Annotated in this window: 11 protein-coding genes and 1 pseudogene; 6 read left to right on the top strand and 6 right to left on the bottom strand. The window is 72.9% G+C overall.

Translation table 11 applies throughout. The annotated features are described in order from the left end of the window. Nucleotides 1-5 precede the first annotated feature (5 nt). Nucleotides 6-800, top strand: a pseudogene (locus LVO85_RS05595) (phosphotransferase); the annotation flags it as partial. A gap of 632 nt (nucleotides 801-1,432) precedes the next feature. Here LVO85_RS05595 and LVO85_RS05590 read toward each other — a convergent pair. Both LVO85_RS05590 and LVO85_RS05585 read right to left on the bottom strand, forming a co-directional pair. Next, entirely contained in the window at nucleotides 1,433-4,849 is a 3,417-nt protein-coding gene (locus tag LVO85_RS05590) for an ATP-dependent DNA helicase (RefSeq protein ID WP_232746422.1), read from the bottom strand. Then, nucleotides 4,846-8,067, bottom strand: a complete 3,222-nt coding sequence (locus LVO85_RS05585) for a UrvD/REP family ATP-dependent DNA helicase (protein WP_232746421.1) — start codon at nucleotides 8,065-8,067, stop codon at nucleotides 4,846-4,848. The genes LVO85_RS05590 and LVO85_RS05585 overlap by 4 nt, the downstream gene beginning before the upstream one ends. 101 nt (nucleotides 8,068-8,168) lie before the next feature. On the opposite strand from LVO85_RS05585, the gene LVO85_RS05580 reads away from it, so the two are divergent. Next, on the top strand, nucleotides 8,169-8,792 hold the full coding sequence (locus LVO85_RS05580) for a TetR/AcrR family transcriptional regulator (protein ID WP_232746420.1): 624 nt from the start codon (nucleotides 8,169-8,171) through the stop codon (nucleotides 8,790-8,792). Nucleotides 8,793-8,863: 71 nt separating this feature from the next. Continuing rightward, nucleotides 8,864-9,091, top strand: coding sequence for a DUF3107 domain-containing protein (locus LVO85_RS05575; RefSeq protein WP_232746419.1), 228 nt, complete (start codon nucleotides 8,864-8,866; stop codon nucleotides 9,089-9,091). Nucleotides 9,092-9,134: 43 nt separating this feature from the next. Here the strand turns inward: LVO85_RS05575 and LVO85_RS05570 are convergent, their stop codons facing one another. Then, on the bottom strand, nucleotides 9,135-9,821 hold the full coding sequence (locus tag LVO85_RS05570) for a ferritin-like fold-containing protein (protein WP_232746418.1): 687 nt from the start codon (nucleotides 9,819-9,821) through the stop codon (nucleotides 9,135-9,137). Between the two features lie 153 nt (nucleotides 9,822-9,974). Here LVO85_RS05570 and LVO85_RS05565 point away from each other — a divergent pair, with 153 nt between their 5' ends. Beyond that, on the top strand, nucleotides 9,975-11,429 hold the full coding sequence (locus tag LVO85_RS05565) for a DEAD/DEAH box helicase (RefSeq protein WP_232746417.1): 1,455 nt from the start codon (nucleotides 9,975-9,977) through the stop codon (nucleotides 11,427-11,429). Between the two features lie 28 nt (nucleotides 11,430-11,457). Here LVO85_RS05565 and LVO85_RS05560 read toward each other — a convergent pair whose 3' ends face one another. Then, complete coding sequence (locus tag LVO85_RS05560) at nucleotides 11,458-12,330, bottom strand: PHP domain-containing protein (RefSeq protein ID WP_232746416.1); 873 nt, start codon at nucleotides 12,328-12,330, stop codon at nucleotides 11,458-11,460. An 89-nt stretch (nucleotides 12,331-12,419) separates the two neighbouring features. Here LVO85_RS05560 and LVO85_RS05555 point away from each other — a divergent pair, with 89 nt between their 5' ends. Beyond that, on the top strand, nucleotides 12,420-13,052 hold the full coding sequence (locus LVO85_RS05555) for a PsbP-related protein (RefSeq protein WP_232746415.1): 633 nt from the start codon (nucleotides 12,420-12,422) through the stop codon (nucleotides 13,050-13,052). 19 nt (nucleotides 13,053-13,071) lie between these two features. Here LVO85_RS05555 and LVO85_RS05550 read toward each other — a convergent pair whose 3' ends face one another. Continuing rightward, the gene (locus tag LVO85_RS05550; RefSeq protein ID WP_232746414.1) at nucleotides 13,072-14,580 is read right to left on the bottom strand and encodes a threonine/serine exporter family protein; all 1,509 of its coding nucleotides are present in this window, start codon (nucleotides 14,578-14,580) and stop codon (nucleotides 13,072-13,074) included. A gap of 58 nt (nucleotides 14,581-14,638) precedes the next feature. On the opposite strand from LVO85_RS05550, the gene LVO85_RS05545 reads away from it, so the two are divergent. After that, nucleotides 14,639-16,135, top strand: a complete 1,497-nt coding sequence (locus tag LVO85_RS05545; protein ID WP_232746413.1) for an aminopeptidase P family protein — start codon at nucleotides 14,639-14,641, stop codon at nucleotides 16,133-16,135. Here LVO85_RS05545 and LVO85_RS05540 read toward each other — a convergent pair. Beyond that, a complete protein-coding gene (locus tag LVO85_RS05540; protein WP_332875412.1) occupies nucleotides 16,126-16,632 on the bottom strand; it encodes a general stress protein in 507 nt (168 codons plus the stop codon). The genes LVO85_RS05545 and LVO85_RS05540 overlap by 10 nt on opposite strands. Between the last annotated feature and the right edge of the window lie 30 nt (nucleotides 16,633-16,662).

The following is a 16,662-nucleotide window of genomic DNA, read 5'->3' as shown; positions in this document are numbered from 1 at the left end:
GGCGAATGCGCGGGTCGACGTCCTACGGTGGCCGTGTGACCCGCAGCGACCTTGCCCTCGCAGGACTCGCCTGTGCTGCCGTGCCCGGCATGAAGCCCGTCTCGGTGCAGGAGCTGCACCGAGGCCCGGAGGCCGAACCCGCCGGACACCAGACAGCACTGGTGGAGGACTCGACCGGCCGACGCTGGCTCGTCGTCGCTCCGTTGACGGCCGCCGCTGCCGCCGACCTGGAGCGCAACGACGTGCTCGTCCGCCAGCTCGGGAGACATCTCCCGTTCAAAGTGCCGGTGGCGACCGGGTATGCCACGGCCGGTGACCACGGGAGGGCCGCGGTCTTCCCGTACGTCGAGGGAGCAAACCTCAACCTGCACACGCTGCCGGCCGGTCCTGGCCTGGCCAGCGCCATCGGACGGGCCGTCGCGGCGGTCCACAACATCTCGGCCGGGCTCTTCGAGGAGTTCGGTGTGCCCGTCTTCGACGCTGCCGCCCACCGCGAGCGTCGGCTGTCCGAGCTGGACCGCGCGGCAGAGACCGGTCGTGTGCCGACCGGGCTGCTCGCCCGCTGGGAGCATGCCTTCGAGGCGCCGGCCCTCTGGCACTTCGCCAGCACTCCGGTCCATGGGTCCCTGGACGGCTGGGCCTTCCGTGTCGCCTTCTCCGAGAACGACGCCTCCACCGGCCGCGTCGTGGCTCTCACCAACTGGGGACAGGCCAGCGTCACCGACCCTGCCGAGGACTTCGCCCTGCTCGTACAGCAGGCCACGCCGGCTGCTGTGGACAGCGTGCTGGAGAGCTACGCGCTCGCACGGTCCCAGCGTCCCGACCCGCACCTGCTGACCCGCGCCCGCCTTGCGTCCGAGATGCGCCTCATCAGGGGCCTTGCCGCTGCGGTGGGCGCAGGCGACGAGGAGACGGTCCGCGACAGGGTCGACCAGCTCCGCAAGCTCGACCGGCTGACCTCGGCCGACGACTCCCTGGTGCCGGCTGCGCCGGTGGAGCACGTCGTGGAGACCAGCCCCGCGAACGACCCTGAGGAGGAGACCGAACAGGAGATCGACAGGGCGGAGGGCGAGCAGGAGCTCAACCAGGCGGAGGACGTGCCTGCGCACCGGTCGCCCGCCGGTGCGGAGACGGAGGCGGACACCGCCGACCCTGGGACCGGGCAGCCCTCTGGGCACGAGCCGGCACAGGGACCGCTGGAGACCGACGAGGACTCCCCCTCCGACCCCACCGAGACGATCCCGGTCGTCCGTCTCGGGGAGGGGCTGGACGAGCGCACCCGGCTGCAGGACCTGTACGGCATGCCCGAGGACGTGGTGCACGACCTGCGGGCGCAGGACCCGGACCGGTCCGCGGCGCAGAGCGCTGCCGAGGAGTCGCCGGCACCGTCGGAGGTCTCCGGCAGCACAGACAGCCAGGAGACCTCCCCCCTTCACGAAGGACGCACCGAGGTGCCCCCTGACAGCGAGCCCACGGATGGCGACGACGGCTCGGCCGACGCGTCGGAGGCGCCCCCGGACGCGCGACCGGACGGTGCGGCACCGCCACCTTCCCGCTGACCTGCGCCACCGGCGGTCGCGGCGTCGGCCATGACCGCTGAGAGGCGCCGCTCCAGCTGCTCGGCGGAGGGCAGCTCAGGGCGGAAGGTCTCACCCGTGGAGGCGAAGTAGAAGGCCGCGTCGACGGTGTCCACCTCACACCCGTGCAGGCGCGCGTAGGCGACGCGGTAGACCGCCAGCTGGAGGGACCTCACCTCCTGCTGTGTGGCCGTGCCGGGACGGCCGCTCTTCCAGTCCACGACCGTGAACCCGCCGTCCACCCGAGGGAACACGGCATCGATGCGGCCTCGCACTGTCCTGCCGGCCAGGGAGGTCTCGACGGCCACCTCGACCTCGACCGGGACGCGCGTGGCCCACTCGCTGGCCAGGAAGCGCGCGCGCAGCTGCTCCAGGTCATCGGCGGTCGGCTCGTCCGCGCTGCCTGGCAGGTCGTCCAGGTCGACGAGGCTGGCCGCGGAGTAGTGCTGCTCGACCCAGGCGTGGAAGTCGGTGCCCACCTGCGCGAGGGGAGACGGGGGGCCGGGCATGGGCCGTCGGGTCCGTCGCAGGAAGTCCTCACGGTCCTGTGCGAGCGCCAGGAGTGCCGATGTCGACAGGTGTTCGGGGAGGGCAGCAGGCTGCGCCGACCGTCCACGCTCGGCGTCCCGCTCGGACAGCAGCATCCGCGCCTGCTGAGCGCGGGCGTCGTCGTGAGGCATGGTCCCCGTGGTGCCGCGGCGTGCCAGACGGCTCTCCCGCACCGCCTGCACGACCTCGGCCGCCGCGCGCCGGCGGGCCGAGGGCTCCACCGGCCACGGCGCCGTCGTCTGCTCGGCCAGCAGCGGGTTGTCCTCGCTCCCGTCGACCGGCATGTCGGCCCACGGGTCGGCCGGGATCCCGGTCGTGGGACCGTCCGCCCCCAGCACCTCCTCGAGGAAGCGGGAGGTGACCCGCGGGGTCTTGCCGGTCGACCAGACCGGCGCCGTCAGCAACAGCTCGTGCCGGGCACGGGTGAACGCGACGTAGGCGAGCCGTCGCTCCTCCTCTACCCGGTGCGCGATGCCGGCCTGGTAGACCTCCTGGAGCGCATCGTCCAGGTCGTGTGTCGTCCGTTGTGCCTCCCAGGCCAGCGATGGCAGCCCGTCCCTGTCACCCCGGAGCGGGTAGGGCAGCGCACCGATGCCGGTGAGCCAGCCCTTCACAGCGTGGGGGTGGTGCACCCACCTGCCCTCCACGACCCTGGGGGTCCCCCGGACGACAGGGAAGACCCCCTCGGCCAGACCCGGCACAGCCACGACGTCCCACTCCAGCCCCTTGGCGGCGTGCACTGTCAGCACCTGGACGGCACCTGAGCGCACCGAGACCTCTGCCAGCTCGGGCACCTCGACGTCCTCCAGACCACGTTCGTGCTCACGGGCCGCTTCCAGCCAGTCGAGAAAGCCCCCGAGCGTCGGCCTGTCCGCCGTGGCCGCGAAGGTCGCAGCGACGTCGGCCAGCGCATCCAGGTGCGCCCGGGCCCAGCTCTCGCCCCAGCCGTCCGGCAGGTCGGGGTCGGCCCCGACCTCGATGTCCAGACCGAGGGCTCGCTCGGCCTCCACCACGAGGTCAGGCAGCGGCAGTCCCGTGGCAGCGCGCACCCGTCGGACCACCTGGGACAGCATCTCCAGACGCCCGTGGGCGGTCCCCGAGAGCTGGTTGCCACGCGGGCTGGTCCACTGCGGCGGCGGCAGATGGTCCAGTGCCTCGCCCAGACTCGCGTCGTCGTCGGGGTGCTGCTCCACCAGGTGGCGTGCCCAGGCCCACAGGACCTCCAGGTCTGCCGCTCCCAGACGGCTCACCGGACCGGTGAGCAGGCGCATCACATGGTCACCGCGGCCGGGGTCCTGGACGGTCCACAGCAGGCTCACGAGGTCGAGGAGCTCCGGGGCGTTGAGCAGCCCGCCCAGCCCGACCACCTCGACCGGCAGCCGCTGCGCGCGCAGCGCGGTCACGACCGTGTCGAACTGCGCTCGGTTGCGGCACAGGACCGCCGCGCTCCGCCCGGTCCAGGCACCCTCTGCGGTGTGGAAGCGCTTCTTGACCCACCGCGCGACGTGGTCCGCCTCCGCCACGTGCGTCGTGAGTCGGGCGGACTGCACCTCCCCCTGCACGGCGTGCGGTGCTGCCCGCAGCTCACGGACGTCGACGCGGCTGAGACGCCGCAGGGGCTCGGAGACCGTGTTGGCCACCCGGAGGACGGCGTGGCTGTTGCGCCACGACGTGCTGAGTGGCATCACCGGTGCGGGTTCGGACGGGGATCCGAACAGCCGGGGGAAGCGACTGAGCGTCGTGGCGCTCGCTCCGCGCCAGCCATAGATCGACTGGTGGGGATCGCCGACCGCCGTGACCGGGACGTCGCTGTCGGCGAACAGCGAGGCGAGCAGCACCATCTGCGCCTCCGAGGTGTCCTGGAACTCGTCCAGAAGCACGACCCGGTAGCGGCTGCGCTCCGTCGCCCCCACGGTCGGCAGGTCACGTGCCAGCCTGGCCGCCAGGGCCATCTGGTCGGCGAAGTCGAGCGCGGACCGGGCCCGCTTGGCCGCACCATAGGCCTGGACCAGCGGGACCACCAGCGCCTTCGTCCGCAGCAGCGCCGCGGTCTCCGCCCCGTGCCGGGTCACCTTCTTGCCGTCCCGGCCAGGGAGCGCCACCAGCGCGTCGGCCTGCCGCTCCAGCCAGGCACTGACCTGCGAGGTCTCCACGAGATGCTCTGCCAGCTCGCCGGAGAGGTGCATGACCGCATGCACCACCGTGCTGCCGGCCAGGTCCAGACCGGGCATCTCGCCCGTGTGGGAGTGCACCACCTCGTGTGCGAGCTGCCATGCGGCCGCCTCCGTCAGGAGCCGGGCATCCGGCTCCACCCCGACGCGGAGGCCGTGCTCGCTCACCAGGCGCCCGGCATACGCGTGGTAGGTCGACACGGTCGGCGGGACCAGGTCGGCCTCCCCCGGGCCACGACCTGCCGACCAGACCCCGGCCTGGCGGAGCAGCCGGAGCCGGTCACCCAGCCGGGTCGCCAGCTCCATCGACGCCTTGCGGGTGAAGGTGAGACCGAGGATCTCACCAGGGTCCACCAGGTCGTTGGCGACGAGCCAGAGCACCCGGGAGGCCATCGTCTCGGTCTTGCCCGAGCCGGCACCTGCCACCACGAGTGTCGAGCGCAGGGGACCTTCGATGACGGCCTGCTGCTCCGGTGTCGGAGGCGGGGCGTCCAATGCCTGGGCGATCTGCCGGGCCGACCAGGTGACGGCCTCCTCACGACGCGCGGTCATCGCGAGTCGCCGTCCGGCTGGAGCGGGCAGGAGAAGGTCACCGGACAGGTGCGGCACCAGTCACCGACGGTCGCGGTGAAGGACGCCCCGGCCATGCCGTCGGCCGAGGAGCGCAGCAGCGCCTCCGCCCACCCCGGGTCCTCGTCCTCCTCCAGCGGGGGCTGTACCTGCGGGACGCCGGTGCGGACCGCCGCCCGTCCCAGGTGTGCCAGAGCCGCCCCCGCCGAGACCGGCGACGGCCCGGTGACCTCTGCGAAGGCTCCTGCCCGGAGTGCCACCTGGTAAGCCCCGAGCTGCGGGTGCCTGGGCACGTCGGCCTTGGCCGGCTTGCCCGATCCGGTCTTGAGGTCGACCACCAGGAACCTGCCATCGGCGTCCTGCTCGAGCCGGTCGACCTGGCCGACGACGAGCGCCCTCCCGACCTGCACGCGTCCGGGGACCTCGACCCCCACCAGCTCACGGCCCTGTCCTCCTGCATGCTGTCGGTAGGTGACGTAGGCATCCAGCATGGCCTCTGCCCGGGTGAGCTCCCGACGGGAGACCCACGAGTCGTCCATCCGGAGCTCGGGCCAGCGCGCCCGGAGCTGCTCGCACAGGACCGACCTCTCGGCGTGCGGGGACGCGGCCACGACTGCGTGCACGAGCGTGCCCACGGCGCTCGAGACGACCGTGCGACTGTCACCGCCGTGGCTGGTGAGCAGCCAGCGCAGGGAGCACTCGCTGAAGGCCTGGACCTTGGACGGCGACACCGGCACGGGGCCGTCCGGGACGCGGGGCAGGTCGGTCGAGGGCTCCCGTGCGTCCCACCACCGCGCCGGGTCGCTGCCCGGGACCCCTGCGTCGGCAAGGACCTCGAGCAGGTCGGCCCTCGCGTCACGCACCGCGGCGTCCCCGTCGGCGTGGGCCCGTGCCAGGTCCCGTCGCAGCGCCGCGACGAGACCACGCAGGGTCGGCGCCACCGGGACCTGGCGTGCCGCGGACAGGTCGGTGTCCGGGTCGACGAGCGACAGGAACGAGGAGGGCTGCTCGTCCGTGCTCGCGACCGCGGTGACCAGGAGCCGCCGGCGCGCCCGGCTGACGGCCACGTGGAACTGGCGCGTCTCGTCGGCCAGCACCGAGGCGTGGGCGGCTCGGATGCCGGCAGCTCCGTCGACCGGTCGGCCACGCAGCACCTCCACGAGGGCCTGTGCCCCGAGCAGCGAGTCGCGCAGCCGGAGGTCCGGCCACACGCCCTCCTGGACACCCGTGACCGCGACCACGTCCCACTCCCGTCCTGCGGCTGCGAACGGGGTGACCACCTCGACCGCGTCCACGCGGAGGCCGTGCGGGACGAGGCTGTCGGGTGCCAGCTCCTGCGCGGCCACGTGCTCGAGGAAGCCGCGCGCGTCGCTGCGACGCAGCCGGGTGACGTAGTCCTCGGCTGCTCCGAAGAGCACCAGCACCGCGTCGAGCTGACGGTCTGCACGCGCACCTGCCGGCCCGCCCTGGAGCGCCTGGCGCTCCCAGACCGGGGCGAGCCCGCTGGCCTGCCACAGCGACCAGAGCAACGTGTGCGCGTCCTTGGCCGCCCCGGAGTCGCCGCTGAGCACGGCGACGCCCTCGCGCAGCAGGTCCGCCAGACGCACGGCAGGAGCCAGGTCCTCCGTCTCTCGCACCGCGGGGTCGAGGGACCACACCGGGTCGCACACGACGCGGGCGAGGAGCTCGTCGGCGGTGGGCTGCAGCGCCGGCCGCAGGTCGACCGGCTCCCGAGGCGCGTGAGGAGGCGGCCCACCGCCGTCGACCGCTCCCCCGCGCTCGGCGTGGTCCCGGCGCAGTGCGCGCCGGAGGCGTCGCAGCGTCACCGGGTCGGCACGCCCGAGCGGCGAGCCGACGAGCTCGACGGCGTGCTCAGCCGTCAGGGCGGGGGACGCCCCGTCCCGGGCACGCAGGACAGCACCGTAGGCCAGCAGAAGTGGTCGGGTCGCCGGATCCTGGCCCAGCGGCACGGTGCTGCGCCCGGGCTGCACCGGGACCCCTCCCGACTGCAGAGCACGGCTGACGGCCCCGTGCGCGGACCTCGACCGCGCGACCACGGCCATGTCCGACCACGCGACTCCCTCCAGCAGGTGGGCCCGCCGGAGGCACTGAGCGACGTAGGCCGCCTCCTGCGCAGCGGTGTGCAGCGTGACCACCTCGACCTGACCGTCACCGGGTCGGCCGGTCACGGCGGGACGTCGGTGCCCGGCTCCCGCGGAGACACCGATGCGGTCCGCCACCCGTGCCGTCACCTCGGCCAGAGCCGGAGCCTGGCGGTATGCCGTGGACAGCACCAGTCGCACCGGGGAGCGACGAGGGGTCCTCGCCGCGAGCTCGTCGGCGAGTCCGACGAACCGCTCCGGCGCCGCGCCGCGAAACCCCTGGACGACGGCATCCCCGTCACCGATCAGGACCACCGTCAGGCCCGCGCCGTGGAGCGCCGCCAGCAGCCGTGCCGCAGAGGCGGACACCTCCTGTGCGTCGTCGACGACGACCAGACGCAGACGCTCGGTGAACCGGCGGCGCAACATCTCGTCGCCCTCGAGACGGTCGGCGGCCGCAGCACAGATCCAGGCAGGGTCGTACGCGCCCGGCGTCGACAGCGCGGTGACCTGGTCGTACTCCTCCATGACCCGCGCCGCAGCGACCCATTCGGGCCGGCCCAGCCTCCGCCCGAGGTCGGCCAGAGCGTCGGCGCCGACGCCGTGCTCGACGGCTCGCATCAGCAGGTCGCGCAGCTGGGTCCGGAACCCGGAGGTCCCCAGCGCCCCCCGGACGTCCTCGGGCCATCCCGGGGCCGGCGCGTCACCGGAGGCGTGGCCCTCCAGGAGGTCCCGCAGCACGGCGTCCTGCTCCGCCCCGGTCAGCAGCCGCGGCGCACCGAGACCCTCCGTGGCAGCTGCATGGCGCAGCACGGAGAAGGCCAGGGAGGACGCCGTGCGGACCAGGGGCTCGGTGTGCGTGCCACCGATGTCCCGATCCATCCTGGCTCGCAGCCTGCCGGCCTGGACACGGCTGGCGGCCAGCACGAGACACCCGTCGAGGGCCACACCGTCGCGCACGGCCCGGTGGACGACGGCCCTCGCAGCGGTGGTCTTGCCCGTGCCGGGCGCCCCGGTGACCAGGGCGACCGACCCCGGCTGGGCAGCGACGACGTCGGCCACCCCGTCGGGCTCGGTCGTCCTGGTCTCCGGTGGCATGCCCCTATCCGACCAGGCGGCACCGACAGAGGTGTCGCCGGGTCGTCGCACCTCGCCTCGATCGGGCCTAGGATCAGGGCGAACCGACAAGGGAGTGACCGGTGGCCATCCAGAGCAGCGGAACCCGTCAGCGCCTGTCCCGCACGGAAAGACGGGAGCAGCTCCTCGATGCCGCGCGCACCGCGTTCGTCCACACGGGCTACCACGCCACCGCGATGGACGACATCGCCGAGCGGGCCGGCGTGTCCAAGCCCGTCCTCTACCAGCACTTCCCGAGCAAGCTCGACCTCTACCTGGGACTGCTGGACCAACAGGCACACACGCTCGTCGACCTGATCGAGCAGGCACTGCAGTCCACCGAGGACAACGAGCAGCGCATCGCGGCCACCGTGGACGCCTACTTCGAGTTCGTGGACACACCCGACGGTGCCTACCGCCTGGTCTTCGAGTCGGACCTCGTGGCCGAGGCCGACGTCAAGCGGCGGGTCGAGGCCGTGACGGACGCGTGCGCCGGCGCGGTCGCCGAGGTGATCCAGGAGGACACGGGGCTGGACGCCGACCAGGCCTTCCTGCTGGGGGTGTGCCTCGCGGGCATGGCCCAGGCCTGCGCCGCGCGATGGGTGGCCCTCGGCCGCACCGTCCCCCGGCAGCGGGCAGCCGACCTGGTGAGGGCCCTCGGCTGGGGTGGTCTGGAGTCGTTCCCGCTGACCCGGCCGGAGGACTGAGGCCAGGATCAGGCACCATGGCTGTGACCAGCCCACCCGCACCGGTGGGCAGCACGAGCAGGAGGACCACTGTGGAAGTACGGATCGGAGTGCGAGAGGTCGCACGCGAGGTCACCTTCGAGTCGGCCCAGTCCCCGGAGGAGGTCCAGGCTCTGGTGACCGCGGCACTGGAGGGGAACGACCAGACGCTGACCCTGGCCGACGAGAAGGGCCGCACCGTCGTGGTCCCCGTGCAGGCGATCGGCTACGTCGAGATCGGCGCTCCCGAGAAGGGAAGGGTGGGCTTCGGCACCCGCTGAGCGCAGCGCGGGCGTCACCGGCCTCAGCCCCTGGCCCACCGGGTCAGGCGCTGAGGCCGATCCGTCGCATGCGCAGCGTGTGCGCCTCGGTGAGCCGGGTCAGCATGCGACCGAGCTCCACAAGATCCCCTTCCGCTCCCGGCACGTCCCACGCGCCCACCAGGAGCGCGGCCAGGGCGTCCCGCTCGACGGCCACCCGCTGAGTCTGGGCGATCGCCTCGCCCACGAGCCGTCGGCCCCAGAGGGCGAGCCGCCCGGCCTCCTGAGGGCTGCGCTCGAGCGCATCGCCGATCACCTCCGCGAGCAGGGCCTCCTGCCCTCGGTCGGCCAGCACGCTGTCCATCAGGTCCCGGGTCTGCGGGTCCACCCGGCGGGCCACCTCCCGGTAGAAGTCGCGGGCGATGCCGTCACCGACGTAGGCCTTGACCAGCCCCTCCAGCCAGTCGCGCGGCTCCGTGCGCTCGTGGAACCCGTCGACGGCCACCGTGAACGGGCTCATGACCTCCTCCGGGGACTCGCCGAGGTCGGTCAGGCGCGACTCCAGACGCGTGTAGTTGTCCCAGGAGTGAGCAGCGATGCGCGCCAGGGTCAGGCGCTCCGACAGGCCCGGAGCACGGTCGGCGTCCACCGACATGCGCAGCGAGCCGGACAGCTCGGCGTACGCCAGTGCTCCCAGCACGTCCACCACTGCCTGGTGGTAGGTGGCCTCGCCGACGCTCGCGGGATTCATGCCCTCACGCTACTGCGGCCTACACTGGAGGCACCACGGTGCCCGGTCGGCACGAACGGAGTGGCCGCCGGCGCGGCCTGCAGGAGAAAACCCCGATCGGCTCCGCCGCTTCGCGGCGTCTCCCGCGCCGCGACCACCGATCAGAGGACCTTCATGGAAGAGCACCGCAGCTTTGCCGATTTCGGCATCCACCCCGACGTCGTGGCCGCGCTGGCCGACCACGGGATCACCCACCCCTTCCCGATCCAGGCGATGACGCTCCCGGTCGCCCTCGGCGGGCACGACATCATCGGCCAGGCCAAGACCGGCACCGGCAAGACCCTCGGGTTCGGCATCCCGATCCTGCAACGGGTCGTGGCCCCCTCGGACCCCGGGTTCTCCTCCCTGGCCGTCCCCGGCGCCCCTCAGGCGCTGGCCGTCGCCCCCACGCGCGAGCTCGCGGTGCAGGTCTCACAGGACATCACCCGTGCCGGCGCCCGCCGCGGCGTCCGCGTCCTCACCGTCTACGGCGGCCGCGCCTACGAGCCGCAGATCGAGGCGCTGCAGAAGGGCGTGGAGGTGGTCGTCGGCACCCCGGGCCGCCTCATCGACCTGGCCCAGAAGGGCCATCTGTCCCTGGGACACGCGCGGACGGTCGTGCTCGACGAGGCCGACGAGATGCTCGACCTGGGCTTCCTGCCCGACGTCGAGAAGATCCTGGCCATGACCCCCGCGGGGCGCCAGACGATGCTCTTCAGCGCCACCATGCCGGGGGCCGTGGTCTCCCTGGCCCGCGGCTACATGACCCAGCCCACCCACATCCGCGCGATGGCCGAGGGTGACGAGGGCGCCACCGTCGCCGCGGTGGAGCAGTTCGTCTTCCGCGCGCACGCAATGGACAAGGTGGAGATGCTGGCCCGCATCCTCCAGGCGCGGGAGCGTGGTCTCACGATCGTCTTCACCCGCACCAAGCGCACGGCCGCCAAGGTCGCCGACGACCTGGCCGCGCGCGGGTTCGCCGCGGCGGCCATCCACGGCGACCTCGGGCAGGGAGCCCGTGAGCAGGCGCTCCGGGCGTTCCGTGGCGGCAAGATCGACGTCCTCGTGGCCACCGACGTCGCCGCCCGCGGCATCGACGTCGAAGCCGTCACCCACGTCATCAACTTCCAGTGCCCGGAGGACGAGAAGACCTACCTGCACCGCATCGGTCGCACCGGCCGCGCCGGGGCGACCGGCATCGCCATCACCTTCGTCGACTGGGACGACCTGCACCGCTGGGCGATGATCAACAAGGCCCTGGACCTCGGCATCCCCGAGCCCGAGGAGACCTACTCGTCCTCGTCGCACCTCTACTCCGTGCTCGACATCCCGACCGGGACGACCGGGGCCCTGCCGAAGTCGGCACGGACCCGTGCCGGTCTGGAGGCGGAGCAGGTGGAGGACCTGGACGGTCCGGGGGGCAGGCGGACCCGTCGCCCGGAGCGCGGCCAGACCCAGGGACGCTCCTCCGGCGCACGTTCCGGTGGCGGCCGCAGCCGCGGACCGGCCCAGGGCTCGGGCGAGGGCGGGTCACGCCGCCGCCGGCGCCGCACCACCCCGGGCAGGGAGGCCTCCGCCTCGGGCGAGTGAGCCGACGTCGGGAGCCCGGGGGCGGGAGTCACCGGAGCGGAGCGCCCCGCGTCGACGTGCCGGAGGCCAGGGAGACGATCGCCTGCAGGACCTCCGGTGAGGTGGTGTTCTCCCCGAGGCGGTTGGGCTTGCCCAGCCCGTGGTAGTCGCTGGCCCCCGTGGCGAGCAGCCCGAGCCGACGGCACAGACGACGGGCGTGCGCGCGCTCGGCGGCCCCGTGGTCGCGGTGGTCCACCTCCAGACCGCGCAGCCCGGCCTCGACCATGGCCTCGATGACCTCGTCCCCGACCGTCCGGCCCCGAGCCGCGGCGAAGGGGTGTGCCATGACCGGCACTCCCCCCGCCGCGGCCACCATCTGCACCGCCTCGACCGGGTCCGGGGCCCAGTGCTGCACGTAGTAGCGGCTGCGCCCGTGCAGCACGTCGGTGAAGGCCGCGTCGCGGTCGGGGTAGCGCCCGGCACGCACCAGCGCGTCCGCGACGTGGGGCCGTCCCAGCGTGGCGCCCGCGCCGGCATGGGCCACGACGTCTGAGTAGTCGACGGGGTACCCGTCCGCGGCCAGCAGCTCGACGGTGCGCTGGATCCGCGTGTCCCGGTGCCTCCTGACCGCCTCCAGCGTGCTGCGGAGCCCGGGCTCGTCCGGGTCGGGCAGGTAGGCCAGGAGGTGCACCGAGACGCCGGAGACCTGGCAGGACACCTCGATGCCCGGCACCAGCACGATGCCGAGCTCCGTCGCCGCCTGTTCGGCCTCGTCCCATCCCGTCACCACGTCGTGGTCGGTGAGCGCCACCACGTCGACGCGCGCGCGGACCGCCGCGTGCATCACCTCCGCGGGGGTGTCCGTGCCGTCACTGCAACGGGAGTGGGTGTGCAGGTCGATGACCGGACCGATGGATGACATGACTGCACGGTATGCCAGGAAGATCGGCATACTGAGACCGTCCGCACGCTGACGGTGCCCGCGCTCGGGTGCCTGCCCGGAGGAGTCAGATGAGCAACCGCGCCCGCGCCTGGGTCGTCCCGACGACCGTGGCACTGTCCCTGGCCCTCCTCACCGGGTGCTCCGGGGAGGACGACCCTGCAGGGTCCGCCGACCCGGTCACCGACGTCCAGGAGACCTCCGCGCCGGACGACGCGGCGGTCACGACGTCTCCGCCCGACGACGCGGAGTCCACCACCGAGGCACCGGCTCCCGTCACCTCCGCCGACGACGCGTTCTCCTTCGAGGTCCCTCAGGAGTGGAGCGACGCGGGCGACCAGGCCGGCGCCGACGCCGTCGCGGCCGCGAGGGCCGACGAGCGCACCGACGACTTCTTCACCAACCTCGTCGTCGTCACCGAGGAGCCCATCTCCGACCTCGAGGAGGCCATCGAGGAGGCGGCTGAGACGATCGCGGGCGAGGACGGCAGCCACGAGATGCTCGAGGACATCGAGATCGACGGCCGCACCGCGTACGGCTACCAGCTGACCCGGACCGTCGAGGACGTCGACATCGTGCAGGTCCAGCGCTGGGTCGAGCACGAGGACTCGCTGTACATCCTCACGCTGTCCGCCGCGGAGAGCAGGCTCGAGGAGGCGCAGGCCGAGCTGGAGGAGATCCTCGGCTCCTGGACCTGGCAGTGAGCTCGGGGGAGCGCGTGCCTCAGGAGCGGTAGGCACCCACCGACCGTCGGCGTGCCCGGATCGAGGCACGGTCGAGGCCGAACCTACGGCGCGCCGCGTAGGCACCCAGGGACAGCCCGGCCGCGAGCCCCAGCCCGGTCGACGCCGCCGTGACGAACTCCATCGCCGCAGCAGTGACCAGCTGCGGCGAGTCCGACATGATGTAGAAGAGACCGCGGTAGACCGCGAGGCCGGGCAGCAGGCTGACGATGGCTGCCGTCGTGATCGCGAGCTCCGGGACCCGCAGCACCCGGTAGACGGTGTGTCCGAGCACCCCGACCACCGTCGCTGCGGCGGTGACCGTGGCCGTCGTGCCCACGCCGAGCACCGACACCAGCTCTAACGCGACCCAGGCGACGGCCCCCAGCGCCGCTGCGACGGCCGTCGCCCGCGGGCCGCTGTAGCTCGACAGGGAGAACCCGATGGCCACCACCGTCGCACCGATGGTGCCGAGGACCGGTGAGCCGCCGAGCGCGATGAAGGGCGCGATCTCCATCGGGACGCCCAGGCGGTTGGCGGTAGCGAGAACGGCCGAGATACCGATCGCGATGCCCAGGGTCATCATGACGACCTCCAGGCCGCGGGCTCCCGCCGTCACGTAGTAGCCGTCGACCGCGTCCTGGGCTGCACCCATGACCCCCAGGCCGGCCAGCAGCACGATGATCCCTGAGATGACGACCAGCGAGGGCGAGTCGACCCCGGGCACCGACAGCCCGACGTCGTCCAGGGTGAACAGCAGGACCGCGATCGTCGTGGGGATGCCGGCGCTCACGGCCTGGCTGAAGAAGGCGGCGACCCCTGCCGAGTGCAGCAGCCGCTGCACCCGGTCGACGATGGCCGCGCTGAGCCCGGCGACGACCCACATGCCGGGCCCTCCTCCGAACAGGACGACGACCCCGACGGCGATCAGCACCTGGCCCATCGTCACCACCCAGCGCCGGTAGGGGTGCGGCGCCGAGAGGATGTCACCGAGGTCCTGCCGGGCCTCCTCGACCGGGCGCATCTCCTCCCCGCGCCGCGCTCTGCCGGCGACGTCGTCCACGAGCAGCTGGATCTGCTCCAGCCGTGAGTAGTCGGGCGAGCGCGTCTTGATGACGCGCATGACGGCCAGGGGGTCCTCGTCGACCCCGCGCTGGATCGACACCGAGATGGAGGTGTAGGTGATGTCGACGTGCGCCGAGCGCACGCCATAGGCGTAGGTCAGCCGCAGGACGGTGGTGACGACGTCCGCAGCCGAGGCGCCGGTGCTCAGGAGAGCCTCACCGATGCGCAGCGCGAGGTCGATCACGGAACGGGCGTGACGCTGGGACAGGTCGTCGTCACTGCCCGGCAGCGCGAGGGGCACGGTGGGCGGACCGAGCCCGCGCACCGCCCACTGCGCCTTGGCGCGCCAGACCCGACCGACGTTCGTCGCGGGCCTCACCATGGGTCCGGTGATCTCGGTGCGACCAGGGAGGGCGGCGTCGTGCCGGGGGGGCTGCTGCGTCACGCCCTCAGCGTAGGCAGGCGGGGCGACGGGAGCGAAAACTCCATGCCACGATGGCGGGGTGAGTGAGAAGCAGCCCAAGGCCGAGCACCGCAGCCGCCCCACGGGGGCGGCCTTCCGACGTTTCATGACCCAGGGCTGGGCGGCGCGCGCCGACGCACGCCCCGACCTGACGGAGGCGGCACGGTATGCCGTCGCACGACGGGACGCCGTGTCCGCCGCGTTCCCCGGCGAGCGTCTGGTCGTCCCTGCCGGTGGCTTCAAGGTCCGCAGCAACGACACCGACTACGTCTTCCGCCCGCACAGCGCCTTCGCGCACCTCACCGGCCTGGGTGCCGACCGTGAGCCGGACGCGGTGCTCGTGCTGGAGCCCCTCGCAGAGGGTGGTCATGAGCCGGTGCTCTACTTCCGTCCGCCGGCCGACAGGGACAGCGACGAGTCCTTCGCCGACTCGCGCGTCGGGGAGTTCTGGGTCGGCGACCGGCCCACCCTGCGGACCGCGGCCACCGAGCTGGGCGTCACCACGCGGCACCTGGACGAGCTGTCGGACGCGCTTGCCAAGGATGTGGGCTCGGTCGGCGTGCGCGTCGTGCGCGACGCCGACCAGGAGGTCACATCCCTGGTGGAGCAGGCGCGGGCGCAGGCGGCGGAGACGGTCTCCGCAGAGGAGCAGACCGAGCAGGACCTGGCCCTGGCGCGCTTCCTGTCCACGCTGCGGCTGGTCAAGGACGAGTGGGAGGTCGCCCGGATGGAGGAGGCCGTGGAGGCCACCGCCGAGGCGTTCGACGCCGTGGTCGCCGGCCTGCCCGAGGCGATCCGCCGGGGTCGGGGAGAACGCTGGGTGGAGGGCCTGTTCGGGCTGCACGCCAGGCACCGAGGCAACGGTGTGGGCTACGACTCCATCTGTGCCGCCGGCGACCACGCCACCACCCTGCACTGGATCCGGAACACCGGAGAGGTGCGCGACGGGGACCTGGTCCTGGTCGACGCCGGTGTCGAGACGGACGCGCTCTACACCGCCGACGTCACCCGCACGCTCCCGGCCAACGGCACCTTCACCGAGGCACAGCGGCGAGTCTACGACGCCGTGCTGGCGGCCCAGGAGGCCGGCCTGGCTGCGGCCCGTCCGGGCAACAGGTTCAGTGACATCCACGCGGCCGCGATCGCCGTGGTCGCCGAGGCCCTGCACGACTGGGGTCTGCTGCCCGAGGGGGTCGACGTGGAGGAGACCCTGCACGAGGAGCGTGGCCAGTTCCACCGGCGGTGGATGGTCCACGGGACCAGCCATCACCTCGGCATCGACGTCCACGACTGCGCGCAGGCCCTGCGTGCCGACTACCTGGACGCCGAGCTGCGCGAGGGCATGGTGCTCACGGTCGAGCCTGGCCTCTACTTCAAGTCGGACGACGAGCTCGTGCCCGAGGAGCTGCGGGGCATCGGGGTGCGCATCGAGGACGACGTCGTCATCACCGCCGACGGCTGCCGCAACCTGTCCGCGATGCTGCCTCGCACGGCCGACGACGTGGAGAGGTGGGTGCGCGCAGGGGGTCAGCGCTGAGGCGCTGCGGGCATCCGCTCCAGCAGGTCCCGCGCCTGCTGGGCGAACTTGTGCTCGGTGAGCAGCTCGTACCGCGTGGCCACCACCTGGGAGACGGAGGTGAAGTCACGCTTGCCCCGGGTCAGCGCGTACCCGGTCATCGCCCAGACCAGCCCGAACACGGCGCCGTAGGCGATGCACCACATGATCGTGGTGAGCGTGTCACCCGGGGTGGCGAAGAGCGCGAAGATGAGGCCGACGAAGAGGCCCAGCCAGGCGCCGGACAGCAGCCCGCCCAAGGCCACACGGCCGGTGCTGAGACGACCGGTGACCCGCTCCACCTGCCGCAGCTCGGTGCCGACGATCATGCAGTTCTCGACCGGGAACTCCTCGTCGGAGAGGTAGTCCACCGCGCGCTGCGCGTCCTCGTAGCGGTCGAACACGCCCAGGGACATCGGGTAGTTGAGGGTCAGGCCGGCGGTGCGACGAGGCTTGCCCTGCTGCATCGGGGAGGTCACCTCCCCATTTTGTCATCATGGACGCCCGTG

The sequence above is a fragment of the Ornithinimicrobium sediminis genome, assembly GCF_021272345.1.
Lineage (GTDB): Bacteria > Actinomycetota > Actinomycetes > Actinomycetales > Dermatophilaceae > Ornithinicoccus > Ornithinicoccus sediminis_B.
The sequence above is the reverse complement of the archived record's forward strand: the minus strand, read 5'-3'. Positions and strand labels throughout refer to the sequence as shown.